The 17,661-nt window shown below is 68.4% G+C and carries 12 protein-coding genes; 7 read left to right on the top strand and 5 right to left on the bottom strand.

Annotated features, from left to right (window positions below; translation table 11 throughout):
- The first annotated feature begins 44 nt into the window (after positions 1-44).
- Complete coding sequence (locus AC5JCN_RS13995) at positions 45-1,262, top strand: glycosyltransferase family 87 protein (RefSeq protein ID WP_495755680.1); 1,218 nt, start codon at positions 45-47, stop codon at positions 1,260-1,262.
- Positions 1,263-1,358: 96 nt separating this feature from the next.
- On the top strand, positions 1,359-2,729 hold the full coding sequence (locus AC5JCN_RS13990; RefSeq protein WP_495755679.1) for an ABC1 kinase family protein: 1,371 nt from the start codon (positions 1,359-1,361) through the stop codon (positions 2,727-2,729).
- 161 nt (positions 2,730-2,890) lie between these two features.
- Here the strand turns inward: AC5JCN_RS13990 and AC5JCN_RS13985 are convergent, their stop codons facing one another.
- Complete coding sequence (locus AC5JCN_RS13985) at positions 2,891-3,499, bottom strand: peroxidase-related enzyme (protein ID WP_495755678.1); 609 nt, start codon at positions 3,497-3,499, stop codon at positions 2,891-2,893.
- A gap of 100 nt (positions 3,500-3,599) precedes the next feature.
- Here AC5JCN_RS13985 and AC5JCN_RS13980 point away from each other — a divergent pair, with 100 nt between their 5' ends.
- Complete coding sequence (locus AC5JCN_RS13980) at positions 3,600-8,402, top strand: NAD-glutamate dehydrogenase (RefSeq protein WP_495755677.1); 4,803 nt, start codon at positions 3,600-3,602, stop codon at positions 8,400-8,402.
- Positions 8,403-8,475: 73 nt separating this feature from the next.
- Here AC5JCN_RS13980 and htpG read toward each other — a convergent pair whose 3' ends face one another.
- Complete coding sequence (gene htpG, locus AC5JCN_RS13975) at positions 8,476-10,341, bottom strand: molecular chaperone HtpG (RefSeq protein WP_495755852.1); 1,866 nt, start codon at positions 10,339-10,341, stop codon at positions 8,476-8,478.
- 472 nt (positions 10,342-10,813) lie between these two features.
- On the opposite strand from htpG, the gene AC5JCN_RS13970 reads away from it, so the two are divergent.
- On the top strand, positions 10,814-11,197 hold the full coding sequence (locus AC5JCN_RS13970; protein WP_495755676.1) for a DUF2794 domain-containing protein: 384 nt from the start codon (positions 10,814-10,816) through the stop codon (positions 11,195-11,197).
- 160 nt (positions 11,198-11,357) lie between these two features.
- Here AC5JCN_RS13970 and AC5JCN_RS13965 read toward each other — a convergent pair whose 3' ends face one another.
- The 3 genes from AC5JCN_RS13965 to AC5JCN_RS13955 form a co-directional block, all read right to left on the bottom strand.
- On the bottom strand, positions 11,358-12,143 hold the full coding sequence (locus AC5JCN_RS13965; protein ID WP_495755675.1) for a Bax inhibitor-1/YccA family protein: 786 nt from the start codon (positions 12,141-12,143) through the stop codon (positions 11,358-11,360).
- Between the two features lie 195 nt (positions 12,144-12,338).
- Positions 12,339-14,951, bottom strand: a complete 2,613-nt coding sequence (locus AC5JCN_RS13960; protein WP_495755674.1) for an ABC transporter permease — start codon at positions 14,949-14,951, stop codon at positions 12,339-12,341.
- A 3-nt stretch (positions 14,952-14,954) separates the two neighbouring features.
- The gene (locus AC5JCN_RS13955; protein WP_495755673.1) at positions 14,955-15,680 is read right to left on the bottom strand and encodes an ABC transporter ATP-binding protein; all 726 of its coding nucleotides are present in this window, start codon (positions 15,678-15,680) and stop codon (positions 14,955-14,957) included.
- Positions 15,681-15,885: 205 nt separating this feature from the next.
- Between AC5JCN_RS13955 and AC5JCN_RS13950 the strand changes: the two genes are divergently transcribed.
- The 3 genes from AC5JCN_RS13950 to AC5JCN_RS13940 all read left to right on the top strand — a co-directional run bounded on the left by AC5JCN_RS13950 (position 15,886) and on the right by AC5JCN_RS13940 (position 17,596).
- On the top strand, positions 15,886-16,503 hold the full coding sequence (locus tag AC5JCN_RS13950; RefSeq protein WP_495755851.1) for an arylesterase: 618 nt from the start codon (positions 15,886-15,888) through the stop codon (positions 16,501-16,503).
- Positions 16,504-16,713: 210 nt separating this feature from the next.
- On the top strand, positions 16,714-17,289 hold the full coding sequence (gene thpR / locus AC5JCN_RS13945; RefSeq protein WP_495755672.1) for an RNA 2',3'-cyclic phosphodiesterase: 576 nt from the start codon (positions 16,714-16,716) through the stop codon (positions 17,287-17,289).
- A gap of 16 nt (positions 17,290-17,305) precedes the next feature.
- On the top strand, positions 17,306-17,596 hold the full coding sequence (locus AC5JCN_RS13940; protein ID WP_495755671.1) for a 4a-hydroxytetrahydrobiopterin dehydratase: 291 nt from the start codon (positions 17,306-17,308) through the stop codon (positions 17,594-17,596).
- Positions 17,597-17,661: the final 65 nt, after the last annotated feature.

Raw genomic sequence — 17,661 nt, 5'->3', positions numbered from 1 at the left:
GACTTTGCAGGTAGCGTCCCGCCTGGTCGACCGGGGACGGGCGCATGCAGAAGCAACTGGCGCGGGCAATGGTGTTTATCGGCGTGCTCGCGCTCGCCGCGGCGGGCAACGCCGTGTTCTTCTACAAGGTCTTCGAGACGGTATATCCCTATAACGGGTGGTTTCCGGGCTTCTTCATCGACTTCAAGAACACCTGGTACGGCGCCTGGACCTGGTGGAACGGCGAGCTCAGGACCATTTTCGACGCCGCCGACTTCAATATCGGCATGCGGCGCTGGTTTGCGCTCGAGGAAGGCCATCTCTGGTCGTACCCGCTGCATTTCATGATGCTCACCCTGCCGCTGGGGATGCTGCCCTTTCCGGTCGCGGCGCTCACCTGGACGGTGCTCGGCCTCGTCGCCTACGGCGTCTTCCTCGAACGCACGCTCTCGCCGAGCCGTACCGTGCTGCTCCTGGTCGTGCTGTCCGGCGGCTTTCTGAACACCGTGGCCTTCGGGCAGATGACCTTCTTCGCGGCCATCCTGCTCGCCGGCGGCCTCGCTCTGCTCCCGCAGCGGCCTGTACTGGCCGGAGTTCTCTTCGGCCTCCTGACGGTCAAGCCGCATTTCGGCGTGCTGCTTCCCGTCCTCCTCCTGATGGAGCGGCGCTGGCAGACCATCTTCGCCGCCGCCGTCACTGCCGCTGCGCTGCTGGCCGCGAGCCTCCTCGTCGTCGGTCCGGAGGCATGGAGCCTTTATGCGGACGTGGGCATGGGCGCGCAGACGGAGGCCATGCTGGAGCGGGTCGTGCTCTGGTCCTGGGAACCGACCTGGTACGCCGCTCTGCGCTGGCTGGGCCTTGATCGCACTCTTTCGCTTGCCGTGCAGGGCGTGGCGGCCCTTACCAGCGTGGTTGCTCTCATCGCGATGCAGCGTGCCGGGGTTCCCGAGCGGACACGGCACGACCTCGTGCCGCTGCTCACGCTTTTCGCGCTACCTTACGTGCTGCCGGCAGATCTCCTGCTGATCGCGCCGCTGCTCGCGCTGCGCATCACCGACCCGCGCACGCCACTGCCGGCCTTCGCGCTCCTCCTGCTGGTGCTGATGGGCTCCGGCCTGTTCTTCGTCGTGTCCCGCCTTACCTACGCGCCGCTGTTCCCGGCGGCGCTCACCCTCACGGTCGCCTGGATGCTGCTGCGTGCCTTCCGCGAGGCGCGGCGGGTGCCGGCCGATCAGGCCTCGCCTGCTTCGCCTCAGGCAGCGATGGCGCAGGCGTTGGCCTGAGATCCCTCCCTGCGGCCATGCGCGTCTGGCGCGCGGGCCGCAGGAGCCTATATCTCAGGTCCTGGCGGCAGTGCGCCGCCCTGACAGGGGTCCCGCATGAGCGATGTCGAACGCAACAGGCTGTCGGCCCGCGTCAGCCGTTACGCGAGAGTCGGCGCGAATGTCGGCGGCGTGGCGGCCCGCATCGCCGGCACGCGTCTCTTCGGCGTCGAAGGCCGGGACCGCGACAACGCCGCGGCGCTGATGCAGGCCTTGGGCGGTCTCAAGGGCCCGCTGATGAAGGTGGCCCAGCTCATGGCCACCGTTCCCGACGTCCTCCCGCCGGAATATGCCGAGGAGCTTTCCAAGCTGCAGAGCGAGGCTCCCCCGATGGGGCCGGCCTTCGTCAAGCGCCGCATGATGGCCGAGCTCGGTGGCAACTGGCAGTCGCGCTTCGAGGCGTTCGACCTGCACTCCTCCGCGGCCGCCTCACTAGGCCAGGTGCACAAGGCCATGGCCAAGACCGGCGAGCGTCTCGCGTGCAAGCTGCAATACCCGGACATGCAGTCGGCCGTCGAGGCGGACCTGCGCCAGCTGCAGCTCCTGTTCGCGGTTCACCGGCGCATGGACCCCGCCATCGACACGCGCGAGATCGTCAAGGAGATCGGGGCGCGGGTGCGCGAGGAGCTGGACTACAAGCGGGAGGCAAAGCATGCCGCGCTCTACGCCAAGATGCTCGCGGGCGAGGATCTCGTGCGCGTTCCCGGCGTCTGGCCGGAGCTGTCGACTGCCCGGCTCCTGACGCTGGACTGGCTGGACGGCGAGAAGATGCTCAACTTCCGGGAGCATTCCCTCGAGGAGCGCAATCGGCTGGCCACCGCGATGTTCAAGGCGTGGTGGACGCCGTTCAGCCATTACGGCGTGATCCATGGCGACCCGCATCTCGGCAACTACACGGTGTTCTCCGAGAACGGCCGTCCCGAGGGCATCAACCTGCTGGACTACGGATGCATCCGCATTTTTCCGCCGAGCTTCGTGGGCGGCGTCGTCGACCTCTATCGCGGCCTGCTGGCCAATGACCGCGCCCGCATCGTGCATGCCTATGAGACGTGGGGCTTCAAGGGCCTCAAGAACGAGCTGATCGACACGCTGAACATCTGGGCGAAGTTCATCTACGGCCCGCTTCTCGACGACCGCGTGCGGACGATCGCGGACAAGGTGAGCCCGGGCGAATACGGGCGGCGCGAAGCCTACACCGTGCACCAGGAGCTCAAGCGCAAGGGACCGGTGACGGTGCCGCAGGAGTTCGTCTTCATGGACCGCGCCGCCATCGGCCTCGGCGGCGTCTTCCTGCATCTGCGGGCCGAGCTGAACTTCCACCGCCTGTTCGACGAGACCGTCGCAGGCTTCGATCTCGCCGAGGTCACCAAGCGCCAGGCAGACGCCCTGACCGAGGTGGGGCTCAGGCGGGAAAAGGCGAAGGCCTGAGGGAGCTTGGCGTCTAGGGCGCGCTGCAGCGCGAAGCGGTGCAGCGCAGACCCGGGATCCAGCACCACGACCCAACCCCGACGGAGTTCCTGGATCCCGGCTCTCCGCTGCGCTCCGGCCGGGATGACGGGCGAGGCGCCACTGCATTGGCAGCTGCCTTCTCAGCGGGCCTGACCGTGGTACTCGTCGTTCGGGCGCATGCCGACGGCCGAGGCCATGCGGTTCGACATGCTGAAGAAGGACGCCACCGCGGCGATGTCCCAGATGTCGCGCTCGGAGAAACCTGCGTCCCGCAAGGCCTGCCGGTCGGTTTCGGCGATCTCCGCCGAGGACCGTGCCACTTTAGCGGCGAAGGCCAGCATCGCCGCGTGCCGGGGAGAGAGCGACGCGGCGCGCCAGTTCATCACCATCAGCTCGCCGAGCACGGGATCGCCCGAGAGCTGCCGCACTGCCGCGCCGTGGGCGACGAGGCAGTAGAAGCAGCGGTTCTCGGCGGAGACGACGACCGCGATCATCTCGCGCTCGAGCTTGCTGAGGCCGGAATGGCCGAGCATGAGGTCGTTGTAGAAGCTCGCGAAAGTCTCGAGCTTGGCCATGTCGTGCGCGTAGGCCGTGAGCACGTTGGGCACGAAGCCGAGCTTCTCGACGCATTTGTCGAAATAGGCGGCCATGGCGGGCGTGAGCTCCGCGGGCGGCAAGCCCAGCGCCATCACCGGTCCGCCTCCCTGTCGTGCCGGCATCTCGCCGGCCGTTGCCTTACCCTTTGCCATGCAACCTCTCCCCTGTGGACAGCACCGTCGTGACGGCGCCATGCTGCTCTGCCCAAGATTCGTGCGGCGTTGCCGGTCCGGCACTCCTGCGGAGGCGTCCATGAACGAGCAGAGCCAGTCCGGAAGCAGGGCGCAAGGCCCCGGGACGTACGGCGACATCCCGGCCGGCTTCGAAGATGCACTCTTCGCCGGCGCGGACGAGGAAGACCTCCAGTCCTACGGCAGTGCGGACCGGCACGCGATCGTCACCTGCGCGTGGGAGGGACTGGCCGCTCCGCGAGCGCCCGCCGCGGCGGCGATCCGCCTCCACGATCTCGCACTGTCCCGGAACGGCCGAGCCCGCGACGTCACCATCCTCGAGGTGGTGAACGACAACATGCCGTTCCTGCTCGACTCCACTCTGGCCGAGCTCGACGCGCAGGGTCTCCAGCCGCTTCTCGTGGCTCACCCCATCGTCGCGGTCGAGCGCGGGGCCGACGGAGGCCTGCTTCGCTTCGCAGGGCCTGTACAGCCTTCGGGTCAGGCGGGGCTGCGGCGCGAGAGCCTGATCCACATCCACCTCGACCGCATCGACGGCGAGGCCGCCGAACGCCTGCGTGCCGAACTCGGCCGCACCTACGCCGACATCCGTCTCGCCGTGCGCGACTGGCCGGCCATGAGGAGCCGTCTCGCCCAGATCGTTCACGCCTGGCGCACCGACCCGCCGCCTCTTCCCGATGCCGAGATCCGCGAGGCGGTCGCCTTCGTCGAATGGCTCGCGGCCGACAATTTCACCCTGCTGGGCGTGCGCGAGGTCAGCTTCCCCGGAGCCGATCTGAATGCGGAGCCGGTCGAGAGCGCCGGCCTCGGCATCTTGGCGGATCCCGCCGTGAAGGTGCTGCGGCGCGGGCGGGAGCTGGTGGCGATCACTCCGGAGATCCGGGCCTTTCTCAGCGAGCCGGTGCCTCTCATCGTCACCAAGGCGAGCGTGAAGTCGCGCGTCCACCGGCGCGTTCACCTCGACTATGTCGGCGTGAAGCAGTTCGGGCCGGACGGCCGCCTCGCCGGGGAGCTGCAGGTCGTCGGCCTCTTCACCTCCTCCGCCTATACGGAAACCACGGGCGCGATTCCACTCGTCCGGCGCAAGGTGGCGCAGGTGATCGAGCGCGCCGGCTTTGACCCGGCCAGCCATTCCGGCCGCGCGCTCACCAACGTCCTGGAGAGCTACCCGCGCGACGAGCTTTTCCAGATCGATCCGGCCACGCTGCTCGATTTCGCGCGCGACATCCTGAACCTCTACGAGCGTCCGCGCGTCCGGGTGCTGGCCCGCCCCGACCGCTTCGACCGCTTCGTCTCGCTGCTCGTCTTCATCCCGAAGGACCGCTACGACACCCGCATCAGGCAGGAGGTCGGGGAGACGCTGGCGCGGCTCTACCAGGGCCGTTTCTCCGCGGCTTACCCCGCCTATCCCGAGGGGCCCCTGGCCCGCACGCATTACATCGTCGGACGCTACGAGGGTGTCACGCCCGCAATCGACCGGGCGACGGCGGAGGCTGCGGTCGGCGAGGTCGTTCGCACCTGGGCCGACGGCCTGCGCGAGGCGCTGGCCGACAGCATGAGCGGGGACAACGCTCGCGCGCTCGCCGGCCGCTATTCCGGCGCGTTCAGCGCGGCCTATCGCGAGGCATTCGCGCCCGTCCAGGCGCTGGCCGACCTAGCGGTCATCGAGCGGCTCGGGCCGGGCCTGCCGTTCACGGTGCGGGTCGAGCCGCGCGAGGGTGGCGAGGCCGGGAGGCTGTCGCTGAAGGTGTTCTCGCGCGGGCGCGCCATGCCCTTGTCCGAGCGCGTGCCGCTGCTGGAGCATCTCGGATTTCGCGTGATCAACGAGCGGACCTACCGCGTTCGCCCCGCCGGCGAGGACGCTGAGGAGACGTGGCTGCACGACACCACGCTCGAGCTCGACGGCGTCGATGTCGTTGCGTTGAAGCCTCGCGTCGAGGCGGCGCTGATCGCGCTGCTGCGCAACGAGGCGGAGTCGGACGGCTACAACGCCCTGGTCGTGCGCGGCGGCCTGGGATGGCGGGAAGTCGCGCTGATCCGCACTCTTTCCCGGTTCCTCCAGCAGGCGCGCGTCCCCTTCAGCCAGGACTATATGAGCGCGACGCTGGTGCGCCATGCACTGCTGGCCCGGGACGTCGTCGACCTCTTCACGACCCGCTTCGATCCGTCAGCCGAGGCCGTGGGGGATCGGGAGAGCCGCCAGCAGGCGGTGCGTGCGCGGATCGAGCAGGGTCTCGCCGCGGTCACGAGCCTCGACGAGGACCGGATCCTGCGGCACTTCGTCAACCTCGTGGAAGCGGCGATCCGCACGAGCTTCTTCCAGCTGGGGCCGGACGGACGGCCGCGCGGCACCATCGCCGTGAAGTTCGAGAGTGGATCCATCGACGGGCTGCCCGCGCCGCGTCCGCTCTACGAGATCGTCGTCTACTCGCCGCAAGTCGAGGGCGTGCATCTGCGCTTCGGCAAGGTGGCCCGTGGCGGTCTGCGCTGGTCCGATCGCAAGCAGGATTTCCGCACCGAGGTGCTGGGCCTGGTCAAGGCGCAGCAGGTGAAGAACGCCGTGATTGTGCCCGTGGGCGCCAAGGGCGGCTTCGTGCCGAAGCGCCTGCCGCCGCCGGGTGATCGACAGGCCTGGATGGACGAGGGCATCGCCGCCTATCGCGAGTTCGTCTCGACGCTGCTCGACCTCACCGACAACATCGTCGGCGACGCCATCGTCCCTCCGCCGCTCACCGTGAGGCATGACGGCGACGACCCCTATCTCGTCGTCGCCGCCGACAAGGGTACGGCCACCTTCTCCGACATCGCAAACGCCATCTCGATCGAGCACGGGCACTGGCTGGGCGATGCCTTCGCCTCGGGCGGCTCGCATGGCTACGACCACAAGAAGATGGGCATCACCGCCCGCGGTGCGTGGGAGGCGGTGAAGCGCCATTTCCGCGAGATGGACGTCGACATCCAGGAGACGCCGTTCACCGTCGCGGGGGTCGGTGACATGTCCGGCGACGTGTTCGGCAACGGCATGCTGCTGTCGCGCCACATCCGCCTCGTCGCCGCTTTCGACCACCGGGACATCTTCCTCGACCCCGATCCCGACACCGAAGCGTCCTGGTCGGAGCGCAAGCGCCTCTTCGAGCTGCCACGCTCCTCCTGGGCGGACTACGACAAGGCGCTGATCTCGGCGGGGGGCGGCATCTTCTCACGGTCCGCCAAGAGCATCCCGCTCACGCCGCCGCTCAAGGTGCTGCTCGGCCTGACCGCCGAGCAGGCCACCCCGCCCGAGGTCATGCGCGCGATCCTGAAGGCGCGCGTCGACCTGCTCTGGTTCGGCGGCATCGGCACCTACATTCGCGCCTCTACCGAAACCGACGAGCAGGCCGGTGACCGCGCCAACGATGCGATCCGCATCACCGGGGCGGACGTTCAGGCCAGGGTGGTCGGCGAAGGCGCCAATCTGGGCGTCACGCAGCTCGGGCGCATCGAGGCGGCCCGCCAGGGTGTCCGGATCAACACCGACGCCATCGACAATTCCGCCGGCGTGAACACGTCGGACGTCGAGGTGAACATCAAGATCGCGCTGGCCACCCCCGAAAGGGACGGCGTGCTGCGGGCAGAGGACCGCGACGTCCTGCTGTCAGCCATGACCGACGAGGTGGCCGGGCTGGTCCTGCGCAACAACTACCTGCAGACTCTGGCGCTTTCTCTGGCCCAGCTGCGCGGCGGGGATGATTTCGGCTACCAGCGCCGCCTCGTCCGGCTGCTGGAGACGCAGGGCCGGCTCGACCGGACGGTGGAGTTCCTGCCGGACGAGGCGCAGCTCTCCGACCGCGCGTCCCGCGCGGAAACGCTGACCCGGCCCGAACTCGCCGTGCTGCTGGCCTACGCCAAGCTCGCCCTGCACGACGCGCTGCTGGACAGCCCGGTGCCGGACGATCCGCATCTCGCACGCGAACTCGTGCGCTACTTCCCGCAGAGCCTCGTCGAGCGCTTTCCCGATGCCATCCAGTCGCACCGCCTGCGGCGCGAGATCATCGCCACCCAGCTCGCCAATGCCATCGTCAACCGGGGCGGGCCGACCGTCATCGTGCGCATCGCCGACCAGACCGGGGCCGACGCGCCGCTCATCGCCGCCGCCTACGCGGCGACGCGCGACAGCTACGATCTGATGGGCTTCAACGCCGCGATCGACGCGCTGGACGGCAAGGTGGCGGGAGCCGTCCAGCTCGGCCTCTACCGGCAGGTCCAGGACCTGATGCTCTCGCGCACGGTCTGGTTCATCCGCAACGTCGATCTCGCGCGCGAGACCATCGACTCGGTCGTGGCCCGCTACCGCACGGGCATTGCCGAGGTGGAGGCCAGCATGAACGCGGCGCTCGACCCGTCCCAGCGCGAGCGGGCCGGCAAGCGCGCCGCGGAGCTGATGGAGCAGGGTGTGCCGGAGCAACTGGCCGTGCGCGTCGCCCTGCTGCTGGCGCTCGAATCAGCGACCGACATCGTCTTCATCGCGACGCGCAGCGAGCGGCCCATCGCGATGGTCGCGGCCAACCATTTCGCCGTCGCCAAGCGCTTCCGCCTCGCAGACATCGTCCTTGCGGCCCGCGAGGTCGCCGTTTCCGACTACTACGACCGGCTGGCGCTCGACCGCGCGGTGTCCACGATTGCCGCCGCGCACCGGGCCCTGACCACCGAGGTGTCGCGCCGGGCGGACGTGACCGGGGCCGCAGCCGTCGATGCGTGGGCGGTCGAGCGCGGCCCCGATGTCGAGCGCCTGTCCGCGACGGTCGAGGCCATCGCCGGATCAGGGCTCACACTGTCCAAGGCGACCGTCGCCGCCAGCCTGCTGGCGGACCTCGCGAGGGTTTGACCGGAGCGCGGGTCTTCAGACCCGCACTTCCACGCCTTTCAGAAAAGCGCGTCTGAAGACGCGCGGTCCGGGCCTACCCCAACGCCTTTTCCATCAACCGCGACAGCCGGCGGCCAAAGTCGGCTGCGTCGGCTGGGGCGAGGCCCTCGGCGGCCCGGGCCTGGGCGAGAAGCAGGTGCGCCGCGTCCTCCACGATCTCGCGGTCGCCTCCGGCCTGGTAGCGCTCCGCCAGCCGCGTCACGAGGGCGTGGCGGGGATTGACCTCCAGGACCGGCTTGGCGGCTTCCTTGAGGCGCCCGTGCGAGGCGAGCAGGCGCTCCAGGCCTCGGTCAGGACCGTGCTCGCCCGCGACCAGGCACGCAGGGCTTTCCGCCAGCCGGTCAGACGCACGCACGTCCTCGACCGCGTCCGAGAGTGTCTGCTTGGCGAAGGCGAGCAGCGTCGCAACGGCCGGCTTGACCTCGGCTGAGTGTTGCTCCTGGCCTTCCGCCAGCGGCACCGAGGTGATGTCGGCAGCTCCCTGGGTAACGGACCGGAACGGCTTGCCCTCGAAGCCCAGCGCCGTCTGCACCCAGAAGGCGTCGACAGGGTCGGAGAGCAAAAGCACCTCGATTCCGCGGGCCCGGAAGCCTTCCAGGTGCGGGCTCCTGGCCAACCGCTCGCGGTCGTCGCCGACGAGATACCAGATGGCGGTCTGGTTGGGCCGCAGATCGGCAACGTACTCGGCAAGCGAGCGGCGGCCTTCGGGATGGGTGGAGCTGGAGAAGCGCGCGATCTTGTAGAGGGCGTCGCGCCGCTCGAAATCCTCGTAGAGCCCCTCCTTCATCACCGGGCCGAACGTATCCCAGATCTTGCCCCAGGCTTCCGCGTCCTTCTCGGCGAGCTTCTCGAACTCCGAGACCATACGGTTCGCGAACGCCTTTCGGATGGCGGCCAGGATCGGGCTTTCCTGGATCGTTTCGCGCGACAGGTTCAGCGGCAGGTCGGCGCTGTCGACGACACCGCAGACGAAGCGAAGCCAAGCGGGAAGAAGATCGATGTCGTCGGCGATGAACATGCGCCGGACGTAGAGCTTCATGCGGCCCTTGCGCAGCGGATCGAACAGGGCGAGCGGCTGCGTGGAGGGTACGAAGGCGAGGACGGAGTATTCCTGCCGGCCCTCGGCCCGGTAGTGGACGGTGAGCGCCGGGGCATCGAACTGGCCGGAGACGGACTGGTAGAAGGAGCGGTAGTCCTCCTCGGTTACGTCCGACTTGCGCTTCGTCCAGATGGCCGTGCCGTCGGCGAGGCGGCGCGGCTCGTCTCCAGGCTTCTCGACGAGGTCGACCGGCACGGGCACCGCGCTGGAATGCTCGCGCACGATCTGCTCGACGCGAAAGGCCTTGCCGTAATCCTCGTTGCCCTCGGCGAGGTGCAGCAGCACGCGGGTACCCCTGGCGGGGATCTCGGCCTCATCCGCCGGCTCGATCGTGTAGCTGCCCTGGCCGTCCGACGACCAGTGCCAGCCGTCCTGCGTTCCGGCGCGGCGCGTGAAGACGTCGACCTTCGAGGCCACCATGAAGGCCGAGTAGAAGCCGACGCCGAACTGCCCGATGAGGCGGGAGCCGTCGCCCTGCTCGCCCAGCGCGTCCATGAAGGCGCGCGTTCCCGAGCGCGCAATGGTGCCGAGGGCTTCCGCGAGATCCTCCCGCGTCATGCCGATGCCGTTGTCCTCGACCGCCAGCGTTTTGGCATCGGGATCGAGCAGGATGCGGATGGCGAGTTCACCACCGCCCTGCATCAACTCCTCGTCCTGCAAAGCGAGGGTGCGGAGCTTCTCGCAGGCATCGGCGCCGTTGGCGATGAGCTCGCGCAGGAAGATGTCGCGGTCCGAATAGACAGAATGGACCATCAGGTGGAGAAGGCGGGACACGTCCGCCTCGAAGGGGCGCTGCTCCATGGCAGCCGCCGTCGTCGTCTCTGATGTCACGGTGTCGCCTCATGAGCTGATGCTGCCGCCGGCAGCGCCGGCGGTGCGGCACGGATATCGCTGCCCGCGGCGTGGAATTCAAGCTCTCCTGCGCGCAAGGAAAAAGGGCCGGCTTGCGCCGGCCCTCAGGGACAGGGAACTGAATACTGAGGTTGGGTCCGGTCCACCAGGCCAGAGGGGCTGGGGGGCTGATAAATCCGGCAAGGCGAACCGGACCCGAGGCAACGATTGGAAGATCGCTGCCCAGTGGGGCGGGTGCACGGCCCGGCGGGGGCAAAATCGTGGCGGGTTTCACGGCCACGTGAGATCACTGCGCGGCTGCTGTGCGACCCGCCTGTACAGCGTCGGTCAGAGACGGCGTCCGGCCCCGCCCTCGGTTTCAATGCCCGGCGGATCGTGCCACAGTGCCTCCATGACAGGTTGATGTCGCAGCGGAGGCGCGATGAGCGACGGCGAGATCGCAGAGCCCGAGCGGGGAGCCCAGCCCCGCGATCCCGCAACGGGATCCATGGCAGCAGGGCTTCCCGCGCAGGTGACCTTCAGCAGGGACGAGTTGCGGTCGATCTTCGGCCTCTATGGCCGGAAAGTCGCCGCCGGGGAATGGCGGGACTACGCCATCGACTTCCGCCGGGAACAGGCCGTCTTCTCGGTCTTCCGCCGGACGGCCGAGTTCCCGCTCTACAGCATCGAGAAAAATCCGAAGATGGCGCGCCGCCAGGGTGCCTACTCGGTCGTTGCGGCCGGAGGTTTCATCCTCAAGCGCGGCCACGACCTCGCGCAGGTGCTGCGGGTGCTGGAACGCCCCGTGAAGCTGGTCGAGGCGTAGGCCCGGACCGCGGGTCTCCAGACCCGCTTCTACATCCGGGCGAACTGCGCGTCTGAAGACGCGCGCTCCTGAACAGAAGCGGCGTGTCTCTTGCCGTGAGATCCAACGAAAAAGGCCCCGGTGTGAGCCGGGGCCTTCCGCGTTTCGTGCCGCCAGAGCGTCAGTTGCTGTTACGCTGGCCGACGATCGAGAGCAGGAACTGGAACATGTTGATGAAGTCCAGGTACAGCGTCAGCGCGCCCATGATGGAAGCCTTGCCCATCATCGTCGCGTCGCCGGCGACGTAGTCGTACTGCTCCTTCAGGCGCTGCGTATCCCAGGCGGTCAGGCCGGCGAAGATCAGCACGCCGAGGACGCTGATGCCGAACTGGAAGGCTGAGCTGCCGATGAAGATGTTCACCACGCTCGCCAGCAGCAGGCCCCACACGCCCATCACCAGGAACGAGCCCATCGCCGACAGGCTGCGCTTGGTGGTGTAGCCGTAGAGCGAGAGGCCGCCGAACGCCGCGGCCGTGATGAACAGCGTCTGCACGATGCTGCCCAGCTTAAAGGCCACGAAGATCCACGACATGGACAGGCCCATCACCGCCGCGAAGGCGACGAAGGTCCCGAGCAGCGCGGTCTGGCTCATGCGCTCGAAGCGCCAAGAGAGCACGAAGACAAAGGCCAGCGGAGCGAGCATGATGACCCACTTGAGCGGGCTCATCCACAGCGCCTGGCCGAGCGGGGTCAGATAGCGTCCCGCGCCGATGGCGACCTCGCCGCCCGCGCTCGTCGTGGCCACCATGAAGGTGCCCCACGCCACGAGCGCCGACACGGCTAGCGCCAGCGTCATATAGTTGTAGATGCCGAGCATATAGGCCCGCAGGCCCTGGTCGTACTCGGCAGCCCCTGTCCGGGCTACGCCCGGCGACAGGGTGTAGGCGTTGCGATCATAGTTCGACATCTCATCCTCTCGACGAGCGGATCCGTTTCCCTCCCACCGGTGTATGCCCGGCAGTTGCGGTCAATATGTGTTGGCCTTGTCGAAGCTACAAGGGTCTTCCCGTCGCATCCTTGAGAAATTCCGAGTCGAGCGGTTTTGCCCGCCCAATCAGACAGTTCAAATCAGTGCACTCCAGAGTAGAAGCCGAATTTCTACTTACTGATCGCGTAGATACGATGCGGGCTTCTGCCCGAGAATCCGCCAGGTTCCGAAGAGACCAAGGAGCAACGTCACGCAGATCGCGCCGATCGCCGACATGATCCCGCCTGTTACCTGCCAGTCGAAGTCGAGCTTCATCAGCCGGGTAAGGATCCAGGCGGCGGCGGCTGATCCGGCAACTGTGCCGAAGAGGGCCGTGACTGCACCGAGCATCCCGTACTCCAGGAGAAACGCACCGAGCAGCCGCTTGCGCGTGGCACCCAGCGTCTTCAGGACAACGGCGTCGTAGACGCGCGCCCGGTGCCCCGCCGCGAGCGCCCCGGCCAGCACCAGCACGCTGGACAGCAGGGCGACGGCGCTGGCGCCCCGGATCGCCGTCGCGAGCTGGCCGACCACCTCGTTGACGGCATCGAGCGCGTCCTTGACGCGGACAGTGGTGACGTTCGGGAATTCCTTCGCCGAGGCCGAAACGACCGCGGCCTCCTGTTCCGGGGTCGCTCCGCCGGGGAAGGTAACGGTCGAGAGGTCGGTGTGGGGCGCGCCCGCGAAGGCGGAGGGCGAGAACACCATGACGAAGTTGATGCCGAGCGACTGCCATTCGACGCGGCGCAGATTGGCGATTTTCGCCGTCAGGTTCCGGCCCAGCACGTTGACGGTGAGGCTGTCGCCGATGCCGAGGCCGAGCCCCTTGGCGATCTCTGCATCGACGGAGACGAGGGGAGTGCCCTTGTAGTCGGCTGCCCACCATTCGCCGGCCGTGAGCTTGGAGCCGGCGGGGAGGGTGGCCGAATAGGTGATGCCGCGGTCGCCTTCCAGCACCCAGGCGGCGTTCTCCTCCGCCTTCACCTGTTCTGCGGGAACGCCCTTCACCGAAACGACCCGGCCGCGCATCATCGGCACGCGCTCCAGCGTGGCTGCAGGAGCGGCGGCGCGCAGCATCGTATCGAAGCGGTCGACCTGGCCGCTGGGAACGTCGAGGAAGAAGAAGCTCGGCGCCTTCTGCGGGAGCGAGCGCATCAGCTGGGCGCGGACCGAGGCGTCGATCACCGCGATGGTAACGAGCAGCGTCACACCCAGCCCCAGCGAGAGGACCAGCGACGGCGTCAGAGCGCCCGGCCGGTGGATGTTGGCGAGCGCCAGGCGGAACTCGGTCCGCTTCGGCCGGGGAAGCCGGCGCGCGCCGGCCATGATGGCAGCCGCGACGCCGCGCAGGAGCGCGAAGGCAATCGCCGTGCCGATGACGGCCGCCGTGGCGATGCGCGCATCGTAGGCGAGCAGGATGGCCGTCGCTGCCAGCGCGAGGACGGCCAGCGACACCATGATGACGTAACGCGGCCGCGGGCGCCTGATCTCGGGATCGACCTGGTCCCGGAAGAGCGCGGAGACTGGCACGTCATGGACCCGCCCCAGCGGCCAGAGCGAAAAGGCGAGCGCCGTCAGCAGCCCGTACACCGCGCCGAGGCCGAGTTCGCGCAGGTAGAGATGAGGCTCTAGCGGGATCGGCAGCAGATTGCCGACCACCCCGGCCAGGACGAAGGGCAGCGCCGCACCGATCGCGAGCCCGATCACGATTCCGAGCCCGGCGAGAACCGCGATCTCGGCGAGCGCGATCACGAACACCGCGCCGCCGGAGGCGCCCAGCGCTTTCAGCGTGGCGAGGCTCGCCGTGCGCCGCTCGACATAGGCGGACACCGCATTGGCGACACCGACGCCGCCCACGACGAGGGCGGCGAGCCCGACGAGCGTCAGGAACTGCGTGAAGCGCTCGATGTTGCGCTGGAACTGGGGCGCGGCGTTCACCCGCGACCGCACCTCGAAGCCCGACTCCGGGAAGCGGGACTTCAGGTCGCTCTCGAATCGCGTGAGGGTGGCGTCGTCAGCCGCGCCCTGCGGCAGGACGACGCGGTAGCTCCAGCGCACGAGGCTGCCGGGCTGCAGCAGCCCTGTCGCGCGCAGTGCGTCCTGGGAGATAATGACGCGCGGGCCGAAATTGATGCCGGCGGCGATCTTGTCCGGCTCGGTGACGATGACCGACCTGAGCTCGAACGTGGCCGAGCCGACCGTGACGCGGTCGCCCAGCTTGAGATCCAGCCGCGAGAGAAGGGCCCGGTCGACGGCGGCGCCGAAGACAGCGGCTCCATCCTGCTCCGACCGGCGAAGCGCCTCCTCTTTCGGGAGTGGCGGGTCGAGCACCAGCGTTCCCACCCGGGGGTAGCCGGGATCGACGGCCTTCGGCTCGATGAGGGCGGTGCGTCCGTCAGTCGTGCGCACCATGGCGCGCATGGTGGCGACGCTGGCGAGGTCGCCCTGCGACCCGAGCCAGGCCAGCTCGTCGGGGGTGGCTTCGCGCTGCAGCAGGCTGGCCGCCACGTCTCCGCCGAGGATGAGGCGGCCCTGCGAGGCGAGACCGTCGCCCAGCGAGCGCGCCACGGATCCGACGCCGCTGATTGCGGCAACGCCGAGCGCGATGCAGGCGAGGAACACGCCAAAGCCGGAGAGTCCGGCGCGCAGGTTTCGTAGCGTCATGCGCCAGATGATGGCGGCGCGGCCCGGGGCCTGCGCCTCGCCGGCTGCTCCTGCCGGCGCCTTGGTGTCTGAGATCAGAGCCATGCGTCAGGCCGTCGCTTCGAGCGCACGCAGGTCGCCGTCGACCTTGCCGGACCGCAGGACGATAGTGCGGTCGCAGCGCCGGGCGAGGCCGGGATCGTGGGTGACGAGGATCAGCGTTGTGCCGCGGTCGCGCTTCATCGCGAAGAGCAGGTCGACGATCTGCGCCCCGGTCCCCTCGTCGAGATTGCCGGTGGGTTCGTCGGCCACGACGATGGCGGGCCCGGGAGCCATGGCGCGGGCGAGCGCGACACGTTGCTGCTCGCCTCCCGAAAGCTGCGCCGGGTAATGGTTGAGGCGATGGCCGAGGCCGACGGCGCGCAACTCGGCCTCTGAGCGGGCGAAGGCCTCGGCGTGACCTGCCAGTTCGAGCGGCACCGCCACGTTCTCGAGCGCCGTCATGGTCGGCAACAGGTGGAAGGACTGGAACACGATGCCGATGCGCCGCCCCCTGAAACGAGCGAGGTCATCCTCGTCCATGCGGCCGAGGTCCTCGCCGTCGATCCGCACGGTGCCCGAGTCCGGCCGCTCCAGGCCGGCCATCGTCATCAGCAGGGTAGACTTGCCGGACCCCGACGGCCCGACGAGCCCGACCGCCTCGCCGCGGTTCACCGTGAGGCTGATACCGCGCAGGATGTGCACGCGCGCCGCGCCCCGGCCGAGGCTGAGATCGATGTCCGCGAGCTCGATCGCCTTGACCGGGCCGCCCTGAATGCCGATGTCCGCTGTCATGATGGTTCTTGTCGCCCGCTTCCACCGACCCTGCCGCGATGGCCGGTCTTCAGCCCGCAAGTCGTCTGCCCGCAAGGCCGCGGACGTCTTGGGCCACTATGTCCTTGGCCAATATGGTGAGCCCTCCCGCCACGTCCAGCGATCCCGGCCTGTCCTGGCCCGGGCCGTGGATGCGGCGTGGACACTTCTCGGGATCGTGATCGCGATGGCCGGCGCCCTTGCCATGCCCGTTGCCGCTGCCGCGGCGGAGCCGCTCAGGGTCGTCGCGCTCGGCGACAGCCTCACCGCCGGGTACATGCTGCCGAACGGCGCCGCCTTTCCCGACAAGCTGCAGAAGGCGCTGCAGGGCAGGGGTCTCAACGTGGAGATCACGAATGCAGGGGTCTCCGGCGACACGGCGCAGCAGGGGCTCGACAGGCTCGACTGGTCGGTGGCGGACGACACGGATGCCGTGATCGTCGAGCTCGGGGCCAACGATGCCCTGCGCGGCATCGACCCTGCCGCGACGCGGGCTGCCCTCGACGGCATCGTCACGCGCCTGAAGGAGCGCGGCATTGCCGTGATGCTGGCCGGCATGCTGGCGCCGCGCAACATGGGGCCGGACTACGCCAAGGCTTTCGATGCCATCTATCCCGACCTCGCGGCCAGGCACGGCGTCGTCCTCTACCCGTTCTTCATGTACGGGGTCATCGAGGATCCCCGGCTCAAGCTCCAGGACGGCATGCATCCCACCGCGGAGGGTGTCGACGTGATCGTGAAGCGCATCTTGCCCACCGTCGAGGCATTCCTTGCAGGGGTGAAGCCCGCCCGGCCGGTGCAGTAGCGGGCGCAACCAGCCTCCGTGTCGAAGGTTGATGAGGTCTGCTAGGTTCCAGAAACCATGGCGAAGGGAGAACCGCCCAGGCCGGGTTGAGAATCGGGAGATCCGGCCCCATGCTTGCATCGTGGCTCGCCGGTCGTGGTTTCGTAGTGGAATCAGGCCATCGTTGAAGCCCCGGACGCGCTCTCGCGTCCCTACTGACGGAGGGAGGCCATGCCCCGCCTCTTCACCGGGCTCGAAGTCCCACCCGAAATCGCCGAACAGCTATCCATGATCAGGGGAGGTCTAGTCGGGGCACGCTGGATCGACAGCGAGAACTATCACGTCACCCTGCGCTTCATGGGCGATATCGACTATGGAAGCGCCCGGGATATTTCCGCCCTGCTGGGCTACATCCGCCGCAGCCCGCTCACCCTCACCATCGATGGTCTCGACATCTTCGGGGGTGACAAGCCGCGTGCGCTCGTCGCCCGCATCGCGCCGACCCAACCCCTGATCGAACTGCAGGCAGACCACGAAAGGCTGATGCGCAGGGCCGGGTTGCCGCCCGAACGGCGCAAGTTCACGCCGCACGTGACGCTGGCCCGCTTGCGCGACACGTCGCCCTGGGACGCGGCGGACTTCCTGTCCTCCCGCGCCCGGGCCGGCTCGAAGAGCTTCACGGCCGACCGGTTCGTGCTGTTCTCGTCGAGGGCCTCGGTCGGCGGCGGGCCCTATGTGGTCGAGGCGGCCTACCCGCTGCAGCGGCAGGGCTTTACCGCAGCCGCCGGAGCGCCATCTTCTCCGTGAGGGATGGGAGTGCTGCATGGCAACGAAGCTGACCGATGGGGAGCGCGCCGCAGCGCTGGCGCGTGTACCCGAGTGGAAGACCGCGGAGGGACGCGACGCCATCACCCGGCGCTTTATCTTTGCAGACTTCAATGCCGCATTCGGGTTCATGACCCGTGCCGCGCTCGTGGCCGAGAAGCTGGACCATCATCCGGAGTGGTCCAATGTCTATCGCACCGTCGATGTGACGCTGACGACCCACGATGCCAACGGCCTCACCGAACTCGACATCAGGCTCGCCGAGGCCATGGACCGCTTCGCAGGTTGAGTTGGAACCGCATTCACGCCGGGATCTTGTGAAAGAACGATCCAGCGACCACTTGATGCGCGGGC

The organism is Alsobacter sp. (assembly GCF_059501845.1).
Note: the sequence above shows the minus strand (reverse complement) of the source record. Positions and strands in the feature narration are given on the sequence as shown.

What these genes read in the sequence shown, in the direction of transcription:
- AC5JCN_RS13995 (WP_495755680.1), top strand. Translation starts at nt 45, where the DNA reads ATGCAGAAGCAACTGGCGCGGGCAATGGTGTTTATCGGCGTGCTCGCG.
- AC5JCN_RS13990 (WP_495755679.1), top strand. Translation starts at nt 1,359, where the DNA reads ATGAGCGATGTCGAACGCAACAGGCTGTCGGCCCGCGTCAGCCGTTAC.
- AC5JCN_RS13985 (WP_495755678.1), bottom strand. Translation starts at nt 3,499, where the DNA reads ATGGCAAAGGGTAAGGCAACGGCCGGCGAGATGCCGGCACGACAGGGA.
- AC5JCN_RS13980 (WP_495755677.1), top strand. Translation starts at nt 3,600, where the DNA reads ATGAACGAGCAGAGCCAGTCCGGAAGCAGGGCGCAAGGCCCCGGGACG.
- htpG (WP_495755852.1), bottom strand. Translation starts at nt 10,341, where the DNA reads ATGGAGCAGCGCCCCTTCGAGGCGGACGTGTCCCGCCTTCTCCACCTG.
- AC5JCN_RS13970 (WP_495755676.1), top strand. Translation starts at nt 10,814, where the DNA reads ATGAGCGACGGCGAGATCGCAGAGCCCGAGCGGGGAGCCCAGCCCCGC.
- AC5JCN_RS13965 (WP_495755675.1), bottom strand. Translation starts at nt 12,143, where the DNA reads ATGTCGAACTATGATCGCAACGCCTACACCCTGTCGCCGGGCGTAGCC.
- AC5JCN_RS13960 (WP_495755674.1), bottom strand. Translation starts at nt 14,951, where the DNA reads ATGGCTCTGATCTCAGACACCAAGGCGCCGGCAGGAGCAGCCGGCGAG.
- AC5JCN_RS13955 (WP_495755673.1), bottom strand. Translation starts at nt 15,680, where the DNA reads ATGACAGCGGACATCGGCATTCAGGGCGGCCCGGTCAAGGCGATCGAG.
- AC5JCN_RS13950 (WP_495755851.1), top strand. Translation starts at nt 15,886, where the DNA reads ATGGCCGGCGCCCTTGCCATGCCCGTTGCCGCTGCCGCGGCGGAGCCG.
- thpR (WP_495755672.1), top strand. Translation starts at nt 16,714, where the DNA reads ATGCCCCGCCTCTTCACCGGGCTCGAAGTCCCACCCGAAATCGCCGAA.
- AC5JCN_RS13940 (WP_495755671.1), top strand. Translation starts at nt 17,306, where the DNA reads ATGGCAACGAAGCTGACCGATGGGGAGCGCGCCGCAGCGCTGGCGCGT.